The following is a 17,695-nucleotide window of genomic DNA, read 5'->3' as shown; positions in this document are numbered from 1 at the left end:
GGTCGTGAGTGGTAAGGCGGGTTCTAACCCGCCTTACCACTCACGACCCGCCGCGGCAGAGCGTCCACATCGGTCGGGGAGGGGGAAACCGTTGCGCGCCAACGGGGAGCGAGCGGGGGTCTAGCACATGTGCCTCAGCCGTGCGCAATCGCCGTACCGCGTGCGGGTGCCCGAACCGCCCGCCGGTAGCCTCTTGGCCGTGTCCGTGTCCTCGTCCAGTTCCCAGGTGCCGGAAAGCCCGGTGAAAGCGGTCCCCGCGCCGCCCCGCCCGGCGCGCATCGACCCGGTCCCGCTGGCGACGCTGCTCGCCAGGGCGGACGCCCGCCTGATCGCCGGCTCGCCCGACGCGGCCGAGCTCACCGTCACCGGCACCACGCTGCGTGCCCAGCACGTGCTGCCCGGTGACCTCTTCGCCGCCCTCCCGGGCGCCCGCGCCCACGGCGCCGACTTCAGCGACCAGGCCGTCGCGGCCGGGGCCGTCGCCGTGCTCACCGACGCCGCGGGCGCCGAGCGGCCCGCCCTGCGCGACGCCGGCGTCCCGATCCTGGTCCACGCCGATCCGCGCGCCGCCCTCGGCGAGATCGCCGCCTGGATCTACGGCGAGCCCTCCCTGAAGCTGTCCGTGCTCGGCGTCACCGGCACCTCCGGCAAGACGACGACGTCCTACCTGGTCGACGCCGGCCTGCAGGCCGCCGGCCTGACCACCGGCCTGATCGGCACGGTGGAGACCCGGATCGCCGGCGAGCGGCTGGTCAGCGGCTTCACCACGCCGGAGGCGCCCGACCTGCAGGCGCTGCTCGCGGTGATGCTCGAGCGCGGCGTCACGCACGTGCCGATGGAGGTCTCCAGCCACGCGCTCGCGCTGGGCCGCGTCAACGGCACCCGGTTCGCGGTCGGCGCGTTCACCAACCTCTCCCAGGACCACCTGGACTTCCACAAGGACATGCAGGAGTACTTCGCCGCGAAGTCGCTGCTGTTCGACGGCCGCTCGACGCACGAGGTCGTCGTGGCCGACAGCGCGTGGGGGCAGGCCCTGCTCACGCCGCAGACGATCACCGTGACCACCGATCCGGGCACCGAGGCCGTGTGGAAGGCCACCGACCTGGAGGCCACCCCGCGGGGCGAGCAGACGTTCACCCTGCACGGCCCGGACGGCGCCCGCGCGGCCGCCCGGATCCCGCTGCCCGGCGAGTTCAACGTCGCCAACGCCGTGCTCGCGGCCGCGATCCTGAGCACCGCCGGGGTGTCGCTGGAGCACATCGTCACCGGGCTCGCCCAGGTGCAGGTCCCCGGCCGGATGGAGCGCGTCTACGTCGGCCAGGAGTTCACCGCCGTCGTCGACTACGCCCACAAGCCGGCCGCGGTCGCCCAGGGGCTGGACGCGCTGCGGGCGCGCACCGAGGGGCGGATCATCACCGTGCTCGGCTGCGGCGGCGACCGGGACACTGCCAAGCGCCCGATGATGGGCGAGGCCGCGGCCCGCCGCAGTGAAGTCCTGATCGTCACCGACGACAACCCGCGCTCCGAAGACCCGGCGGCGATCCGGGCCGCCATGCTCGCCGGCGCCCGCGCGGTCGGGCCCGCCGAAGGCGGCGAGATCATCGAGATCGGCGACCGCCGCGAGGCCATCGCGCACGCCGTCTCGCTCGCCGAGCCGGGCGACATCGTCTTCCTCGCCGGCAAGGGGCACGAGTCCGGCCAGGAGGCCGGCGGTGTCGTGCACCCGTTCTCCGACCGCGACGAGCTGGCCGCGGCCATCCGCAACAAACTCGAGGTGAGTGTGTGATCGTGCTCAGCCTGGCCGAGATCGCCGGCGTCGTCGGCGGCCGGCTGCACCGCGCCGACCCGGGCGCGCAGGTGACCGGCACCGTGGAGTTCGACACCCGGGAGCTCACGCCCGGCGGCCTGTTCGTCGCGCTGCCGGGGGAGAAGGTCGACGGCCACGACTTCGCCGCGCGGGCCGTCGAGGCCGGCGCCGTGGCCGTGCTGGCCGCCCGCGAGGTCGACGCGCCCGCGATCGTCGTCCCGCCGCTCGCCGCGGGTGAGGCCCACGAGCGGTCGGTCGCGCTGACCGGCGACAAGGACGGCTCCGGCGCCGCGGTGCTGGCCGCGCTGGCCAAGCTCGCCCGGTACGTCGTGCAGCGGCTGGCCGAGGGCGAGCTGACCGTCGTCGGCGTCACCGGCTCCTCCGGCAAGACCTCGACCAAGGACGTCATCGCGCAGCTGCTCGAGCCGCTCGGCCCGACGATCGCGCCGCCCGGGTCGTTCAACAACGAGCTCGGCCACCCCTGGACGGCGTTGCGGGCGGACGCCGGGACGAAGCACCTCGTGCTGGAGCTGTCGGCGCGGGGCCCGGGCCACATCGCCCACCTCGCGGAGATCGCCCCGCCGAAGATCGGCGTCGTGCTCAACGTCGGCAGCGCGCACGTCGGCGAGTTCGGCTCGCGCGAAGGCATCGCGAAGACCAAGGGCGAGCTCGTCGAAGCCCTGCCCGAAGACGGCGTCGCGGTGCTCAACCTCGACGACCCGCTGGTCGCGGCCATGGCGAGCCGCACGAAGGCCCGCGTGGTGTTCGTCGGCGAGAGCCCTTCGGCACAGATCCGCGCGGAGAACATCACCCTCGACGACGAGGCCCGCGCCTCCTTCCGGCTGATCACCCCGGCCGGCGAGGCCGACGTCCGGCTGCCGCTGCACGGCGAGCACCACGTCGGCAACGCGCTGTCCGCCGCGGCGGTCGCGCTGGAGCTGGGTGCGACGCCGGACGAGATCGCCACCCGGCTCTCGGCCCTCGAGCGGCGCTCCGCGCGCCGCATGGAGGTCGTCACCCGGCCCGACGGCGTCACCATCCTCAACGACTCGTTCAACGCCAACCCCGAGTCGATGAGGGCCGGCCTGAAGGCCCTCGCGGCGATGACCCGGGAAACCGGCCGCCGGTCCTGGGCCGTGCTCGGCGTGATGGGCGAGCTCGGCGCGGACTCGGTCACCGCCCACGACGAGATCGGCCGGCTCGTCGTCCGGCTCAACATCGCCAAGCTCGTCGTCATCGGGCCCGAGGCGGCGGCCATGCACCAGGGCGCGCACCAGGAAGGCTCCTGGGGCGAGGAATCCACTTTGGTACCCGACGTCGAGGCCGCCGCCGCCCTGCTGCATGATCAGCTCCGCCCGGGGGACGTGGTGCTGGTCAAGGCCTCCAAGGCCGCCGGCCTCTGGCGGGTCGCCGAGGCCCTGCTCGAACCCCGGGAAACCGACAACTCCGAGAATCGCTCGAACGGTGGTGACGCGTGATCAGCATCCTGATCGCGGCCGCGGCGGGCCTGCTGGTCTCCATCATGCTGACGCCCTACCTGATCCGGGTCTTCTCCCGGCAGGGCTTCGGCCAGGAGATCCGCGAGGAAGGCCCCCAGGGACACAAGTCCAAGCGCGGTACCCCGACCATGGGCGGTGTCGCGATCATCATCGCGATGGTCGTCGGGTACTTCGCCGCGCACCTGATCAACTGGATGTTCAACTCCCGCAGCGGCGCGCCGACGGCCTCCGGGCTGCTCGTGCTGATGCTCGCGGTGGGCCTGGGGATCGTCGGGTTCCTCGACGACTTCATCAAGATCCGCAAGCAGCGCAACCTCGGGCTGAACAAGACCGCGAAGCTGGTCGGGCAGCTGGTCGTCACCATCGCGTTCGCGGTGCTGGCGCTGAACTTCCCGAACCAGCACGGCATCACGCCGGCCTCGGAGAGCCTCTCCTACGTCCGCGACCTCGCGCTGATCACCTTCCCGTCGGTGATCTTCGTGATCTTCTGCTACGTCGTGATCTCCGGCTGGTCGAACGCGGTCAACTTCACCGACGGCCTCGACGGCCTGGCCGGTGGCGCGGCGGCGATGGTGCTGGCCACCTACGTCGTGATCTCGTTCTGGCAGGAGCGGCTGTCCTGCGCCAACGCGCCGGCCGCCGCCTGCTACGACGTCCGCGACCCGCTGGACCTGGCCGTGGTCGCCGCCGCGGCGACCGGTGCCTGCGTGGGCTTCCTCTGGTGGAACGCGGCCCCGGCGAAGATCTTCATGGGCGACACCGGTTCGCTGGCCCTCGGCGGCCTGGTCGCCGGCCTGTCCATGACGACCCGCACCGAGCTGCTCGCCATCGTCATCGGCGGCCTGTTCATGGTCGAGATGATCTCGGTGGTCGCGCAGATCGCGGTGTTCCGGACGACCCGGCGAAGGTTGTTCCGGATGGCGCCGTTCCACCACCACTTCGAGCTCGCCGGCTGGGCCGAAACCACGGTGATCATCCGGTTCTGGCTGCTCTCGGCGATCTGCTGCATGTTCGGGCTCGGCCTGTTCTACAGCGAACAGCTGGGCCTCGGCGGCTGACATGAAGGACATCGCCGGTTCTCACGTTCTCGTCGCCGGGGCCGGGGTCACCGGCAAGTCGGTCGTCCCCGTGCTGGTCGAGCTGGGTGCGCGCGTCACCGTCACCGACGGCAACGCCGAGCGCCTGGCCGAGCTGGAGGGCCTCGGCGCCGAGCTGGTGCCGGGCCTGACCGAGCCGCCCGCCGATGTCGTCCTGGTCGTCACCAGCCCCGGCTGGCGGCCGACGTCGCCGCTGCTCGTGGCCGCCGCCGAGGCCGGGGTCGAGGTCATCGGCGACGTCGAGCTGGCCTGGCGCGTCGGGCAACTGCGCGAGCACCCGCCGTCGTGGCTGGTGATCACCGGCACCAACGGCAAGACGACCACCGCCGGCATGCTCGAATCGATCCTCAAGGCCGCCGGCAGCAACGCCGTGGCCTGCGGGAACATCGGCTACGCGGCGCTCGACGCGGTCCGCGCGGGGTACGACGTGCTGGCCGTGGAGCTGTCGAGCTTCCAGCTGCACTGGTCCTCCACGCTGGCGCCGGACGCCGCCGTGGTGCTGAACCTGGCCGAGGACCACATCGACTGGCACGGCTCGATGGCCGAGTACGCGGCCGCGAAGGGGCGCGTGTACACCCGCGCCAAGGTCGCCGTGCACAACGCCGACGACGACTGGTCCACCCGGATCGCCGCCGAGCACGCTCCGGAGAGCGCCCGCCGCGTCGGCTTCCAGCTCGACACCCCGCGCGCCGGTGAGCTGGGCGTGGTCGAGGACCTGCTGGTCGACCGCGCCTTCGTCGCCGACCCGGCGAACAGCGCCGAGGAGCTCGCCACGCTCTCCGACGTGCGCCCGGCCGGCCCGCACAACGTCGCGAACGCCCTCGCCGCGGCCGCGCTGGCCCGCGCCCACGGCGTCTCGGCCGACGCCGTGGTCAAGGGCCTGCGCGAGTACCAGCCGGCCCCGCACCGGGCCGCCGAGGTCGCCGAGGTGGCCGGGGTGCGGTACGTCAACGACTCGAAGGCGACCAACCCGCACGCGGCCGCCGGGTCCCTGCGGGCCCACGCGAGCATCGTGTGGATCGCCGGGGGCCAGCTCAAGGGCGCGTCGGTCGACGAGTTGGTGAGCAGCATCGCAGGCCGGCTCCGCGGAGTTGTGCTACTCGGCGTCGATTCACCCGTGATCGCCGCCGCGGTTGCGCGACACGCGCCGGATGTCCCGGTGAACAGCCTCCGTCCGGGTGACGATGAACCCATGACTGCGGCGGTGAGTGCGGCCAGCGCGATGGCCCGACCCGGTGACGTGGTGCTGCTGGCACCCGCCGCGGCGTCGTTGGACATGTTCTCGAGCTACGGCGAGCGCGGCGACGCGTTCGCCGCGGCCGTGCGTGTCCTCCGCGACGACGCAGCGGGGGAGCCGAGTGACGACAGCTGAAAAGAAGCCGGAAACGCCGCCGAAGCGGCCGCGCCGCGAGCGCAAGGAGAGCGGCTTCGTCGCCTTCCGGACGGCGCTGACAGCGTGGCTCTCGCGGCCGCTCGCCTCGTTCCACCTCGTGCTCGCCCTCACCGGCGTGCTCACCGTCATCGGCATCGTCATGGTGCTCTCGGCGTCGTCGGTCACCTCCTACAACCCGAAGACCGGCAGCGGGGTGTACTCGCTGTTCGTCAAGCACCTGGTGTTCGTCGCGCTCGGCTCGGTCGTCTTCTGGCTGGGCTTGCGGGTCAAGCTGGAGCGGATCCGGCGGATGTCGGCCACCGCGACGGTGATCTGCCTCGCCCTGCTGGTGCTGGTGCTCACCCCACTCGGCTCGACGGTCAACGGCTCGCAGGGCTGGTTCAAGCTCGGCGAGTTCACCTTCCAGCCGGTCGAAGCCGCGAAGGTCGCGCTGGCCTTCTGGGGCGCCCACATCCTGGTGATCAAGTACAACGTGATCCACCAGTGGCGGCACCTGCTGGTGCCGGTGGTGCCGATCGCGCTGCTGATGTTCGCCCTGGTCATGCTGCAGCCCGACCTCGGCGGCACCGTCACCCTGGCCGTGGTTCTGCTGGCGCTGCTGTGGTTCGCCGGCGCCCCGAAACGGCTGTTCGGCGTCATCCTCGCCGGTGGCCTGGCCGGGGTGCTCGTGCTGGCCGTCATCGCGCCCTACCGGCTCGCCCGGGTCATGTCGTTCCTCTCGCCGGACGCCGACGTCAGCGCCGAGGGCTTCCAGGCCAACCAGGCCAAGCTCGCCCTGGCCGACGGCGGTTTCCTCGGCAAGGGCCTCGGCCAGGGCGCGTCCAACTGGGGTTACCTCCCCAACGCGCAGAACGACTTCATCTTCGCGGTGATCGGCGAGGAGCTCGGGCTGATCGGCTGCGTCGTCGTGCTCGTCCTCTTCGGTGGGGTCGCCGTCGTCGGCCTGCGGATCGCCACCCGCAACATCGACCCGTGGATCCGGATCGTCTCCGGCACGCTGACGGTGTTCCTCGTGGCGCAGGCCGGCATCAACATCGGCTACGTCGTCGGCCTGCTGCCCGTCACCGGCGTCACGCTGCCGCTCATCTCCTACGGCGGCACCTCGCTGGTGATCACCATGCTCATCATGGGCGTGCTCGCGAACGCCGCCCGGCACGAACCGGAGGCGGTGGCCGCGCTGCGCACACAGGGGCCGGGTAAATTCGGGCGTCTGCTGCGGCTGCCCGCGCCCGACCCGTACCGTCCGCCCGCCACGCGCAAGGCGGCGGGGCGGAGTGGGGCGAAGGCGGCCAGGCCGGCGCCCCGTGCGGCCCGGCCCGCCCCGGCTCAGGAACGACGCAGGTCGGTCCGCGAACCGGTGCGCCGCAGCGCGGCACGGACGAGCGCGGCCCGCACGAGCACGTCTCGCGGCGGGGCCGCGCGGACAACAGCGAGCCGTGGTACCCGGAGTACCGCGAACCGGAGAGGTCATAGGTGAGTAAGCCCGTCAAGGGAGCCGAGCGAGCCGCTACGGGCAAGGGGCCCGTGGTCGTGGTCGCCGGAGGTGGCACCGCAGGACACATCGAACCCGCCCTCGCCCTGGCCGACGCCGTCATGCGGCTGCGCCCGGACGCGACGGTCGTCGCGCTCGGCACCGAGCGCGGCCTGGAGAACAAGCTGGTCCCGGCGCGCGGCTATCCCCTGGAGCTGATCCCGCCGGTGCCGCTGCCGCGCAAGCCGACGCCGGAGCTGGTCAAGCTGCCGCTGAAGGTCCGCGACTCGGTCCGCAAGACCCGCGAGGTGCTCGACCGGGTCGGCGCGGACGTCGTCGTCGGCTTCGGCGGGTACGTCGCCCTGCCCGCCTACCTGGCCGCGCGCGGGCGCGTCCCGATCGTCGTGCACGAGGCCAACCAGTCGCCCGGCCTGGCGAACAAGGTCGGCGCGCGGTTCGCCCGCCGCGTCGCGGTCGCCGTCGCCGGCACCCCGCTGCCGAAGGCCGAGGTCGTCGGGATCCCGCTGCGGCGGTCGATCACCACGCTGGACCGGGCCGCGCTGCGAGCCGAGGCGCGGGCGCACTTCGGCCTGGACCCGGACGCGCCTACGCTGCTGGTCTTCGGTGGTTCGCAGGGTGCGCAGTCGATCAACGCCGCCGTGTCCGGCGCGGCGAAGGACCTCGCCGACGCCGGGGTCGGCGTCCTGCACGCGCACGGGCCGAAGAACACGCTGGTCGTCCAGGAGTTCCCGGGCAAGCCGGCGTACCTGCCGGTGCCGTACCTGGAGCGGATGGACCTGGCCTACGCCGCGGCCGACGTCGCGATCTGCCGCTCGGGCGCGATGACCGTCGCCGAGGTGACGTCGGTCGGGCTGCCCGCGGTGTTCGTCCCGCTGCCGATCGGCAACGGCGAGCAGGCCAGCAACGCCCGGCCCGCCGTCGAAGCCGGCGCCGCGCTGATGGTCTTCGACGGCGACCTCAGCCCGGCCAAGGTCGCCGAGCTGGTCGTCCCGCTGGTCACCGACGCCGACCGTGTAGCGAAGATGGGTGCGGCGGCGGTCGGCATGGGCCACCGCGAGGCCGACGAAACCCTCGCCCGCATCGTTCTGGAGGCCGCCCGTGGTTGAGTCGGCACAGCCTGAGTTGCCTGAAGAACTGCGCCGGGCGCACCTGATCGGGATCGGCGGGGCCGGCATGTCCGGCATCGCGCGGATCCTGCTGGCCCGGGGCGCTTTCGTGTCGGGCTCGGACGCCAAGGAGTCGCGCGCGCTGCTGTCGCTGCGCGCCCAGGGTGCCGAGCTGTTCGTCGGCCAGAGCGCCGCGAACATTGCCGCGCTTGCGGAGCCGCCGTCCGCGGTGGTCGTCTCGACGGCGATCAAGGAGACCAACCCCGAGCTGGCCGCGGCCCGGGCCGCGGGGATCCCGGTGCTGCACCGGGCGCAGGCGCTGGCCGGGCTGATGGAAGGCCACCGCGTCGCCTGCATCGCGGGCACGCACGGCAAGACGTCGACGACGTCGATGCTGACCGTCGCCCTGCAGCACTGCCGGCTCGACCCGTCGTTCGCCATCGGCGGCGACCTCAACGAGTCCGGCGCCAACGCCCACCACGGCGAGGGTGGCGTGTTCGTCGCCGAGGCCGACGAGAGCGACGGCTCGTTCCTGACCTACTCGCCGTCGGTCGCGGTCGTGACGAACGTCGAGCCGGACCACCTGGACCACCACGGCACGGCCGAGGCCTACACGAAGGTGTTCACCGAGTTCGTGAGCCGGATCGTCCCGGGCGGGCTGCTCATCGTCTGCGGTGACGACCCTGCGGCGGACGAACTCGGCCGGCAGGCGGCCGACCTGGGGGTCCGGGTGCGCCGCTACGGCCGCACGGGCACCGGTCCGGGTGACGCGCGGATCCTGGAGTACGTCCCGGCGCCGGACGGCGGTGTCGTGCGGCTCGAGCTGGCCGGCGAAGAAGTTTCGGTGCGCGTCGCCGTGCCGGGCGAGCACATGGCGCTCAACGCGATCGCGGCCCTGCTGGCCGGGATCGAGCTGGGCGCCCCGGTGTCCGGCCTGGTCGACGGGCTCGCGGCGTTCGGGGGAGTGCGGCGGCGGTTCGAGTTCAAGGGCCGCGCCGGCGACGTCCGCGTCTACGACGACTACGCCCACCACCCGACCGAGGTGGCCGCGCAGCTGCGCGCGGTGCGGACGGCGGCCGGGTCCGGGCGGGTGATCGTGGTGTTCCAGCCGCACCTGTACTCGCGGACCAAGACGTTCTCGGTGGAGTTCGCCGAAGCGCTCTCGCTGGCCGACGAGGTCGTCGTGCTGGACGTCTACGGCGCGCGGGAGGAGCCCGAGCCGGGGGTCACCGGCGCGCTGATCGCCGACCGGGTGACCGCGGCGGTGCACTACGAGCCGGCGTTCGACGTCGCGGCGCCGCTGGCGGCCGGGCTGGCCAAGCCCGGTGACCTGGTGGTGACCATGGGCGCCGGGGACGTGACGCAGCTGGGGCCGGAGATCCTCGCCGAGCTGGACAAGCGCTGAGGCCATGAGTCCGACCAGGGAACGCCGCCGTCCGTCCTCCGAAGAGGAGCTGCCGGATCGCGCTGCCCTGGCCCGGCAACGCCGGGGGCGGCGCTCCGAAGAGGAGCGCCGCCGGACCCGCGCCGCGCGGCCCAAGCCGAGCGTCCGCACCCGGCCCAACCGGCAGGTGGAGATCCGCCGCCGGTGGGTCGCGCTGCTGTCCGTGCTCACCGTGGTGGCGCTGGTGTACCTGCTGTTCTTCAGCTCGATGCTCGGCGTGCAGGACGTCTCGGTCAGCGGCTCCCGCACGGTGCCGGCCGACCAGATCCGCACGGCGGCCGCGGTCCCGGCCGGCAAGCCGATGCTGCGGCTGAGCACCGACGAGATCCGCGACCGGGTGGCGGGGATGCCGGGCATCGCGACGGTCGAGGTGTCCCGCTCGTGGCCGAACACGGTCGAGATCACGGTGACCGAGCGGACGGCGATCGCGTTCTTCGACAGCGGCCCGGGCGGCGACGGCGTCCACCTCGTCGACGGCGGCGGCGTGGTGTTCAAGACGGTCGCGGCGCGCCCGCCGGGCCTGCCGGAGCTCAAGCTGCCGAAGGTGTCGGCGGACGACCCGGTGACGCGCGCGGTGACGGCGGTGCTCGGGGTGATCCCGGAGCAGCTCCTCAAGCAGGTCACGACGGCGACGGCGAAGACGCCGGCGAGCGTGGAGTTCACGCTGGCCAACGGCAAGATCGTCCGCTGGGGCACCGCGGAGCAGACGGACCGCAAGGCCAAGGTCCTGGCCGCGCTGCTGACCCAGGACGGCAAGGTCTACGACGTCGCGGCGCCGGAACTGCCGACCATCACCTCCTGAAGTTCCTTTTTTCGGGTGCACCGGAGTTCTCGTATGTCGTACGATCTCGTACGACATACGAGAATGAGGAGGACGATCATGACGATCCTGGTGACGGGTGCGACCGGCAGCGTCGGCCGGCTGGTGGTCGACGAGCTGGTCGAGGCGGGTGTGCCCGTGCGGGCGCTGACCGTCGATCCGGAACGCGCCCGGCTCCCGGCCGGGGCCGAGGTGGTCGTCGGGTCACTGGCGAAGCCGTCGACGCTGCCGGTCGCGCTCAAGGGGGTCTCGGCGGTGTACCTGGCGCCGATGGCCCGCACCGTCCGGCGGTTCTGCGAGCTGGCCGCGGAGGCCGGCGTCGAGCGGGTGGTCGCGTTGTCGGGCAGCAGCGTCGGGGACGAGCACGAGGGCTCCAGCGGGCACGAGTACGGCGCCGTCGAGGCCGCCGTCCGGGACGCCGGGTTCGCCTGGACCTTCCTGCGGCCCGGCGGGTTCATGAACAACACGCTCGACTGGGCGCCGATGGTCCGGGCGGGCGAGGTCGCGACGGCCTACGGCGACGCGACGCAGACCCCCATCGACCTCGGCGACATCGCGGCGGTGGCCGCCCGGGTGCTGGTCTCGGCCGGGCACACCGGCCGGACGTATGTCCTCAGTGGACCGGAGGCGATCACCCTGCGCGGGCAGGTCGGGACCCTGGCCTCGGTGCTGGGTCGCGAGATCCGCTTCCGCGAGCTGACGCCGGCGGAGCAGCGCGCGCAGTGGATCGGGTACGGCGTCCCGGAATCGGCCGTTGATTGGCTGCTCGACGGCTTTGCGGAAACGCTACGGCACCCGCAGGTGCCGACCGGCGTCGTCGAGGAGCTGCTGGGCCGTCCGGGGACGACGCACGCGGAGTGGGTGGCCGCGCGGCGGGACGTCTTCGCCTAGGCCGGCTGCTCGGCCCGTTCCCGCGTCCCGGTCCGCTCCGCGCCGATCCCGGCCGCCACGACGAGCACCACGCCCACTGCCGCGGCGGTGTCCGGGATCTGGCGGAGCACGATGAGCCCGATCGTCAGGGCGATGGCCGGTTCCAGGCTCATCAGCGTTCCGAACGCGGGGGCGGTCAGCCGTCGGAGTGCGAGCATCTCGAGCGCGAACGGCACCACCGGCAGCAACACCGCCAGCCCGAGGCCGGTGAGCAGCAGCGGCCAGGTCAGGTGCCCGAACACCCCCGGTCCGTAGACGAGCGTCGCCACGAGGCCCGCCACCGGCATCGACACCGCGAGCCCGCGCACGCCCGCCACCTCGTCGCCGACCCGCTGCGTCAGCAGGATGTAGCAGGCCCAGCAGACCGCGGCCGCCAGCGCGAAGCCGACGCCCGCCAGGTCCGCGCCGCCCCGCCACGGCTGGGTCAGCAACACCACCCCGGCCGCGGCGAGGACCGGCCACCCCCGCTTGCGGCCTCGCGTGACGGCGACGGTCAGCGGTCCGAGGAACTCCAGCGCACTCGCCGTGCCCAGCGGCAACCGGGCCACCGCTTCCATGAACAGCATGGTCATCCCCGCCGTGACCACGCCCAGGCCGCAGCAGGCCACGAACGTGCTCCGCCGGAACGACGACGGACGCGGCCGGACCACGACGAGCAGCAGCACCCCGGCCCACGCCAGGCGCAACCACGCCGCTCCTTCGGGACCGACGCGGTCGAACAGGCCGACCGAGACGGCGAGACCGAGCTGGACGCAGAGCATGGCGGCGACGGCGAGGGTCGCTCCGGCGCGGGACGAGGACGGCACGCGTCCAGCAAAGCCGAACACGACCGTTCACGTCCACGTGGCAATCGTGGACATACCGTTCGCGATTCGTGGACAATGGCGGCGTGGACACCCGCCGGCTCCGGTTCCTCCTCGAGCTGTCCCGCCACGGCTCGATGCGCGCGGTGGCGGACGTGCTCGGAACCACCACGTCCACGGTCTCGCAGCAGATCGCGGTGCTGGCGCGGGAAACCGGCGTGCCCCTGCTGGAACCGGACGGCCGCCGGGTGCGGCTCACCCCCGCGGGACGCCGCCTGGCCGAGCACGCGGTGACGATCCTCGCCGCCGTGGAGGCCGCGCGCGCCGATCTCGACCCCCACGCCGAGCCGGCCGGCACCGTGCGGGTCGCCGGGTTCGCCACGGCCGTGCGGCGCTCGGTGCTGCCGGCCGCGGCCACGCTCGCCGCGCACCACCCGCGGGTGGAGCTGCGGATCAGCGAGTACGAACCGCCCGAGGCGTTCGCCGCGCTGCTGGCCGACGACATCGACCTCGCACTGACCTACGACTACGAACTCGCCCCGGCGGGCACCGACCCCGCGATCCAGGCGCGTCCACTGTGGACGGCGACCTGGGGGCTCGCCGTCCCGGCCGCCGACGCGCCCCGGGTGCGCGGCGACGGGACGGTGGCGGTCTTCGAGGCGTTCCGCGACCACGGCTGGATCGTCAACTCCCGCGACGGCACGGACGAGGACGTGGTCCGCAGGCTGGCGGCCATGGCGGGGTTCGAGCCCCGCCTGACGCACCGCGCGGACAGCCTGGAGCTGGTGGAGGACCTCATCGCGACCGGCCCGGCCCCCGCGGCCGGCCTGCTGCCGGCGACCTGGGCCGCGAGATCGGGGGTCACGGTGCTGCCGTTGGCCGGCCCTGAGGTGCGGCAGCGGGCGTACGCCTGTACGCGTCGCGGGCGGGAGACGTGGGCGCCGCTGGCGTTGGTGCTCGGCTTGCTGGCGCGCTAGACGCGGGTGCGGGCCATCCCGGCCAGGCCGAGCAGCGGGAGCACGCCGGCGAACACGACGACCGCCGTCCAGCCGCCGAGGTGGTAGGCGATCGAGCCGGCCTGGGAGCCGATTGCGCCGCCGATGAAGAACGTGCCCAGGTAGACGCTGTTGATGCGGGCGCGGGCGGACGGGTCGAGCTGGTAGATCGTGTGCTGGCCGACCACCAGCGTGGTCTGGACGGCCATGTCGACGGCGATCGCCGCGATCGCCAGCAGGATGACGCTGTGCGCGCCGAAACCGGCGAGCGCGAACGCCGCGGCGCACAGCACGAAGGCGCCCGCGGTGAGCTGCCGGCCGTGGCCGTGGTCCGACCACCGGCCGGCCAGTGGCGCCACCGCGGCGCCGGCCGCACCCGCCAGCGCGAACAGGCCGACACCCAGCTGGGAGTAGTTGAAGGGCGGCGCGGTCAGGACGAACGCGATGGTCGTCCAGAACGCGCTGAACGCACCGAACATCGCCGACTGGTAGAGCGCCCGGTGGCGCAGCGGCGGGTGTTTCCGCGCCATGGCGAACGTCGAGCGGAGCAGTTCGCCGTAGCGGACGTCGGTCTTCGGCGCGCGGGCCGGCAGGATGAACCGCAGGACGAGGGCGAGCGCGGCCATCGCGCCGGCCGAAATCAGGAACACGACCCGCCAGCTGGTCACCTCCGCGAGCAGGCTGGCGACGACGCGCGAGAGCAGGATCCCGAAGAGCAGCCCGCTGACGACCCGCCCGACGATCCGGCCGCGGATGGCGTCGGGGGAGAGGTCGGCGGCGAACGGGATGAGGATCTGCACCACGACCGACGCCGCCCCGACGACCAGCGAGGCGAGCAGCAGGACGGCGAACCCGGGCGCGATCCCGGTGACGACCAGCCCGGCGCAGGCGACCGCGAGCAGCGTCGCGACGAGCCCGCGGTTTTCGAGCCGGTCGCCCAGCGGGACGAGCAGCAGCATGCCGGCGGCGTACCCGAGCTGGGTGGCGGTGACCACCCCGCCGGCGGCGGCCTCGCCGACCCCGAAGGCCTGCCGCAGCTCGGCGAGCAGCGGCTGGGCGTAGTAGAGGTTCGCGACGGTCAGTCCACAGGAGACGGCCAGGAGCAGCACGAGCCAGCCGGGCGGGGCTTTCTGCTCGGTCTCGGTCATGCGTGCCCCCTCGTGGAACCGGTTTGATCGGTTCCCGACGGTACCAGTCAAACCGGTTCCGGCGTACTGTGACCCGTATGACGGACAACTTCCGTGCGGGAGCGGGCCGCTTGTGCCTCGACTTCATCCGGACGCTGCGGTACCGCGGGACGCCGTCGGAGACGGAGGAGCTGCCGGACGCGGCGGCGTGGGGAGCGTGGATCGACCGGTTCGGCCCGTTCGCCACCCCGGTCCGGCCGGCGTCGGCCGGCGATGCGCGCGCGGTCCGCGAGGCGATCCACGAGCTGCTGACGGCCTCGGCGCGCCCGTCGGTACGGCAGCGGCTGAACCGGGCCGCGGCCCTGCCGGTGCCCGCGCCTTCGCTGACACCGTCGGGCGAACTGCGCTGGCAGGCCGCGGATCCCGCGTCGGCGATGCTGGCGTTGCTCGCCCGGGACGCGCTGGAGCTGGTGACGTCGCCGGAGTTCGCGAGGGTCCGGCGGTGCGAGGGGGCCCGGTGCGGGGCGTTGTTCCTCGACACGTCCCGGCCGGGCACGCGGCGGTGGTGCTCGATGGGGGTGTGCGGGAACCAGGCGAAGAAGTCGGCTCATCGAGCGAAGGCCGGCCTCGGCTCGTAGCGCACTGTCGACAGCTCAGCTGAAGTTTTCGCCGTAAGATCAGCGCCCGTGCTGACGGATCTGCCGCTGGACCAGGTCAGGACGCTGCTCGCGGTCGTCGACGCGGGCACGTTCGACGCCGCCGCGGCGGTGCTGCACGTGACGCCGTCGGCCGTGAGCCAGCGGGTGAAGGCGCTCGAACAGCGTACCGGCAGCGTGCTGGTGACCCGCACGAAACCGGTGCGGGTCACCGAGTCCGGGCAGGTCGTGGTCCGGTTCGCGCGGCGGCTGGCGGCCCTCGAGCGGGACGCGCGGGCCGAGCTGGGCATGAGCGGCGAGCCCGTCCGGGTGCCGATCGCGGTCAACGCCGACTCGCTGTCCACCTGGTTCCTGCCGGCGCTCGCCGGGGTGACCGCCGACCCGCCGATCTGCTTCGAACTGCACCGCGAGGACCAGGAACACACCACCACGCTGCTGCGGGAGGGCCGGGTGATGGCGGCGGTGACGTCCTCGGCCGCTCCGGTGCAGGGCTGTTCCGTGCGCCCGCTCGGCGACCTGCGCTACCTGCCGCTGGCCGCCCCCGCCTTCGTGGCGCGGTGGGTGACCGGCGCGCTGCGGGACGACCTGTCCGCGGCGCCGGTCGTGGTGTTCGACGACCACGACGACCTGCAGGACGCGTTCGTGCGGCTGCTCGGCGGGACCGGGGCGAGCGCGCTGCGGCACTACGTCCCGGCCTCGGAGATGGTCGTCGCCGCGGTCGAAGCCGGCCTCGGGTGGGGCATGGTGCCCGAGGTGCAGGCGGCACCCGGGCTGCGGGCCGGCACGCTGGTGCCCCTCGTGCGAGACAGGCCGGTGGACGTGCCGCTCTACTGGCAGCAGTGGAAACTGGACCTGCCCGCACTGTCCACAGTGGCCGAAGCGGTGGCGGCCGCGGCGGCGTCCTCGTTGCGCGGCCCGCTCAATGCGGCTGACCGGGCGCACCGGCGCGGGTGAGGTCGAGTTCGGCCCAGACGGTCTTGCCCGTGGGACGCTGCCACTGACCCCAGGACACGCTCATCGCGGCGACCAGCTTGAGCCCGTGCCCGCCGTCGGACGACGCCGGCCGCGGGCAGGCGGGGTCGACGCAGCCGTCGTCGACTTCCACGGAGAGCCAGTCGCGTTTGCGCAGCAGGCGGACCTGCCGGGGCGGCTTGCCGTGCCGGAGGGCGTTCGACGTCAGCTCGTCGACCACCATGAGCGCGTCGACCCGCTGGTCTTCGGGCAGATCCTGCAGCAGCTTCTCGGCCCACGCGCGCACGGTGGCCAGCTCGGCGAGGTCGTCGGTGACCTCGAGGGCGAGCACGCGCAGCGAGTCGTCGAGGTGCGTCGTCTGCTCTTCGATCGGCATCGGGGCTGGGCCCTTCCTGATCCGCGGCGCCCCGTCCGTTTCGGGGAGCCGTTGCCGGGCCTGGTTACCCGGTTGCCGGGGCGTGAACCGCCAACCGCGGGCGCCGGTGGATCACCCGGCGTCGATGTGCTGCCGCAGCTGCTCGAGGGTCTTGGCCAGCAGCCGGGAGACGTGCATCTGGGAGACGCCGACGCGCTGGGCGATCTGGCTCTGGGTGAGCTCGTCGGCGAACCGCATCTTGACGATGGCGCGTTCCCGGGGTTCCAGGGTGGCCATGGCCGCGCGCAGGGCGATGTGGTTTTCGAACCGTTCGAAGCCGGTGTCGTCTTCGGCGAGCCGGGCGGCGGCGGCGAAGTCCTCCTCGCCGTCTCGGGCGGGGGTGTCGAGGGAGGTGGCGCGGTAGGCCTGGGCGGCGAGGAGGCCTTCGCGGACGGTGTCGACGTCCATGCCGAGGTGGCGGGCGAGTTCGCTGGGGGTGGGGGCCCGGCCCAGTTCGTGGGCCAGGACGTCGCTGGCTTTCCCGAGCTTCTGCTTCAGGTCCTTCAGTGTCCGGGGGACGCGCATGGACCAGCCGACGTCGCGGAAGTGCCGGCGGACCTCGCCCATGATGGTGGGTACGGCGAAGGAGACGAAGTCGCTGCCGCGGCCGGCGTCGTACCGGTCGACCGCGCGGATCAGCCCGGTCCGTGCGACTTGCAGGAGGTCTTCGAAGGGTTCGCCGCGGCCGCTGAAGCGTCGCGCGATGTGCTCGGCGAGGGGGAGGTGCTCGGTGATCAGCCGCTCACGGAGAGCGGCCCGGCGGGGGTCTTCGGCGTCGAGGCGGCTGCGCTCGTCGAAGAGGGGAACGCAGTGCGCGTATTCGTCGGACCGTCGCGGCGTCGGGACGGTCAGCGCGTCTTTCGCCGGCGCGTGGTCGGGAGCACAGACAGTCATAACTGATGGGTACCCCTGATCGTGTGAATTACACGAAGAAGCTCGGTCGCGGCCGTCAGCGGGTGGGGAGGTCGATCTCGGTGTGGCGGCCGGCGAGCGTGCGGGCGAGGTCGGCGAGCTTGACGTTGAGGTCCTGGGAGGTCCGTCGCAGGATGTCGAAGGCGGCGTCCGCGGAGACGCCTCGGCGCGCCATGATGATGCCTTTGGCCTGGCCGATCACGTCGCGGCTGTCGATGGCTTTGCGC

The 17,695-nt window shown here is 73.0% G+C and carries 17 protein-coding genes; 12 read left to right on the top strand and 5 right to left on the bottom strand.

Annotated features, from left to right (window positions below; translation table 11 throughout):
• Window positions 1–241 precede the first annotated feature (241 nt).
• The 9 genes from C2L58_RS15160 (at window position 242) to C2L58_RS15120 (ending at window position 11,549) form a co-directional block, all read left to right on the top strand.
• Entirely contained in the window at window positions 242–1,786 is a 1,545-nt protein-coding gene (locus C2L58_RS15160; protein WP_103338218.1) for a UDP-N-acetylmuramoyl-L-alanyl-D-glutamate--2,6-diaminopimelate ligase, read from the top strand.
• Window positions 1,783–3,285, top strand: coding sequence for a UDP-N-acetylmuramoyl-tripeptide--D-alanyl-D-alanine ligase (locus tag C2L58_RS15155; protein WP_103338217.1), 1,503 nt, complete (start codon window positions 1,783–1,785; stop codon window positions 3,283–3,285). Before C2L58_RS15160 ends, C2L58_RS15155 begins: the two co-directional genes overlap by 4 nt.
• A complete protein-coding gene (gene mraY, locus C2L58_RS15150) occupies window positions 3,282–4,364 on the top strand; it encodes a phospho-N-acetylmuramoyl-pentapeptide-transferase (RefSeq protein ID WP_013228040.1) in 1,083 nt (360 codons plus the stop codon). The genes C2L58_RS15155 and mraY overlap by 4 nt, the downstream gene beginning before the upstream one ends.
• Before the next feature lies 1 nt (window position 4,365).
• On the top strand, window positions 4,366–5,775 hold the full coding sequence (murD, locus tag C2L58_RS15145) for a UDP-N-acetylmuramoyl-L-alanine--D-glutamate ligase (protein ID WP_103338216.1): 1,410 nt from the start codon (window positions 4,366–4,368) through the stop codon (window positions 5,773–5,775).
• Window positions 5,762–7,273, top strand: a complete 1,512-nt coding sequence (ftsW, locus tag C2L58_RS15140) for a putative lipid II flippase FtsW (RefSeq protein WP_103338215.1) — start codon at window positions 5,762–5,764, stop codon at window positions 7,271–7,273. Before murD ends, ftsW begins: the two co-directional genes overlap by 14 nt.
• A complete protein-coding gene (gene murG / locus C2L58_RS15135; RefSeq protein WP_103338214.1) occupies window positions 7,270–8,394 on the top strand; it encodes an undecaprenyldiphospho-muramoylpentapeptide beta-N-acetylglucosaminyltransferase in 1,125 nt (374 codons plus the stop codon). The genes ftsW and murG overlap by 4 nt, the downstream gene beginning before the upstream one ends.
• Window positions 8,387–9,799, top strand: a complete 1,413-nt coding sequence (gene murC, locus C2L58_RS15130) for a UDP-N-acetylmuramate--L-alanine ligase (protein WP_103338213.1) — start codon at window positions 8,387–8,389, stop codon at window positions 9,797–9,799. Before murG ends, murC begins: the two co-directional genes overlap by 8 nt.
• A gap of 4 nt (window positions 9,800–9,803) precedes the next feature.
• Entirely contained in the window at window positions 9,804–10,640 is an 837-nt protein-coding gene (locus tag C2L58_RS15125; protein ID WP_103338212.1) for a cell division protein FtsQ/DivIB, read from the top strand.
• A gap of 78 nt (window positions 10,641–10,718) precedes the next feature.
• Window positions 10,719–11,549 (top strand): NAD(P)H-binding protein, encoded by an 831-nt coding sequence (locus C2L58_RS15120; RefSeq protein WP_103338211.1) that lies wholly within the window; start codon window positions 10,719–10,721, stop codon window positions 11,547–11,549.
• On the opposite strand, the gene C2L58_RS15115 is transcribed toward C2L58_RS15120, so the two are convergent.
• The gene (locus C2L58_RS15115) at window positions 11,546–12,394 is read right to left on the bottom strand and encodes an EamA family transporter (protein WP_233225732.1); all 849 of its coding nucleotides are present in this window, start codon (window positions 12,392–12,394) and stop codon (window positions 11,546–11,548) included. The two genes, C2L58_RS15120 and C2L58_RS15115, sit on opposite strands and share 4 nt — an antisense overlap.
• Before the next feature lie 83 nt (window positions 12,395–12,477).
• Here C2L58_RS15115 and C2L58_RS15110 point away from each other — a divergent pair, with 83 nt between their 5' ends.
• The gene (locus tag C2L58_RS15110) at window positions 12,478–13,368 is read left to right on the top strand and encodes a LysR family transcriptional regulator (protein ID WP_103338210.1); all 891 of its coding nucleotides are present in this window, start codon (window positions 12,478–12,480) and stop codon (window positions 13,366–13,368) included.
• On the opposite strand, the gene C2L58_RS15105 is transcribed toward C2L58_RS15110, so the two are convergent.
• Window positions 13,365–14,534: an MFS transporter gene (locus C2L58_RS15105; RefSeq protein WP_103338209.1), complete on the bottom strand. Its 1,170-nt coding sequence runs from the start codon at window positions 14,532–14,534 to the stop codon at window positions 13,365–13,367. The genes C2L58_RS15110 and C2L58_RS15105 overlap by 4 nt on opposite strands.
• Before the next feature lie 77 nt (window positions 14,535–14,611).
• On the opposite strand from C2L58_RS15105, the gene C2L58_RS15100 reads away from it, so the two are divergent.
• A complete protein-coding gene (locus tag C2L58_RS15100) occupies window positions 14,612–15,151 on the top strand; it encodes a CGNR zinc finger domain-containing protein (protein ID WP_103338208.1) in 540 nt (179 codons plus the stop codon).
• A 48-nt stretch (window positions 15,152–15,199) separates the two neighbouring features.
• A complete protein-coding gene (locus C2L58_RS15095; RefSeq protein ID WP_103338207.1) occupies window positions 15,200–16,123 on the top strand; it encodes a LysR family transcriptional regulator ArgP in 924 nt (307 codons plus the stop codon).
• On the opposite strand, the gene C2L58_RS15090 is transcribed toward C2L58_RS15095, so the two are convergent.
• The 3 genes from C2L58_RS15090 to C2L58_RS15080 form a co-directional block, all read right to left on the bottom strand.
• Complete coding sequence (locus tag C2L58_RS15090; RefSeq protein WP_103338206.1) at window positions 16,089–16,517, bottom strand: ATP-binding protein; 429 nt, start codon at window positions 16,515–16,517, stop codon at window positions 16,089–16,091. The two genes, C2L58_RS15095 and C2L58_RS15090, sit on opposite strands and share 35 nt — an antisense overlap.
• Before the next feature lie 111 nt (window positions 16,518–16,628).
• On the bottom strand, window positions 16,629–17,450 hold the full coding sequence (locus C2L58_RS15085; protein ID WP_103338205.1) for a SigB/SigF/SigG family RNA polymerase sigma factor: 822 nt from the start codon (window positions 17,448–17,450) through the stop codon (window positions 16,629–16,631).
• A 55-nt stretch (window positions 17,451–17,505) separates the two neighbouring features.
• Window positions 17,506–17,695 (bottom strand): ANTAR domain-containing protein (locus C2L58_RS15080; protein ID WP_146073598.1); only part of this gene is annotated, 190 nt, incomplete at its 5' end.

The organism is Amycolatopsis sp. CA-126428 (assembly GCF_002904335.1).
Classification (GTDB): Bacteria; Actinomycetota; Actinomycetes; order Mycobacteriales; family Pseudonocardiaceae; genus Amycolatopsis.
This window is presented reverse-complemented; position numbering and strand designations above follow the sequence as displayed.

Coding starts and splice junctions, on each gene's coding strand:
- C2L58_RS15100 (WP_103338208.1), top strand. CDS start 14,612: ATGACGGACAACTTCCGTGCGGGAGCGGGCCGCTTGTGCCTCGACTTC.
- C2L58_RS15085 (WP_103338205.1), bottom strand. CDS start 17,450: ATGACTGTCTGTGCTCCCGACCACGCGCCGGCGAAAGACGCGCTGACC.
- C2L58_RS15120 (WP_103338211.1), top strand. CDS start 10,719: ATGACGATCCTGGTGACGGGTGCGACCGGCAGCGTCGGCCGGCTGGTG.
- C2L58_RS15105 (WP_103338209.1), bottom strand. CDS start 14,534: ATGACCGAGACCGAGCAGAAAGCCCCGCCCGGCTGGCTCGTGCTGCTC.
- murD (WP_103338216.1), top strand. CDS start 4,366: ATGAAGGACATCGCCGGTTCTCACGTTCTCGTCGCCGGGGCCGGGGTC.
- C2L58_RS15090 (WP_103338206.1), bottom strand. CDS start 16,517: ATGCCGATCGAAGAGCAGACGACGCACCTCGACGACTCGCTGCGCGTG.
- C2L58_RS15125 (WP_103338212.1), top strand. CDS start 9,804: ATGAGTCCGACCAGGGAACGCCGCCGTCCGTCCTCCGAAGAGGAGCTG.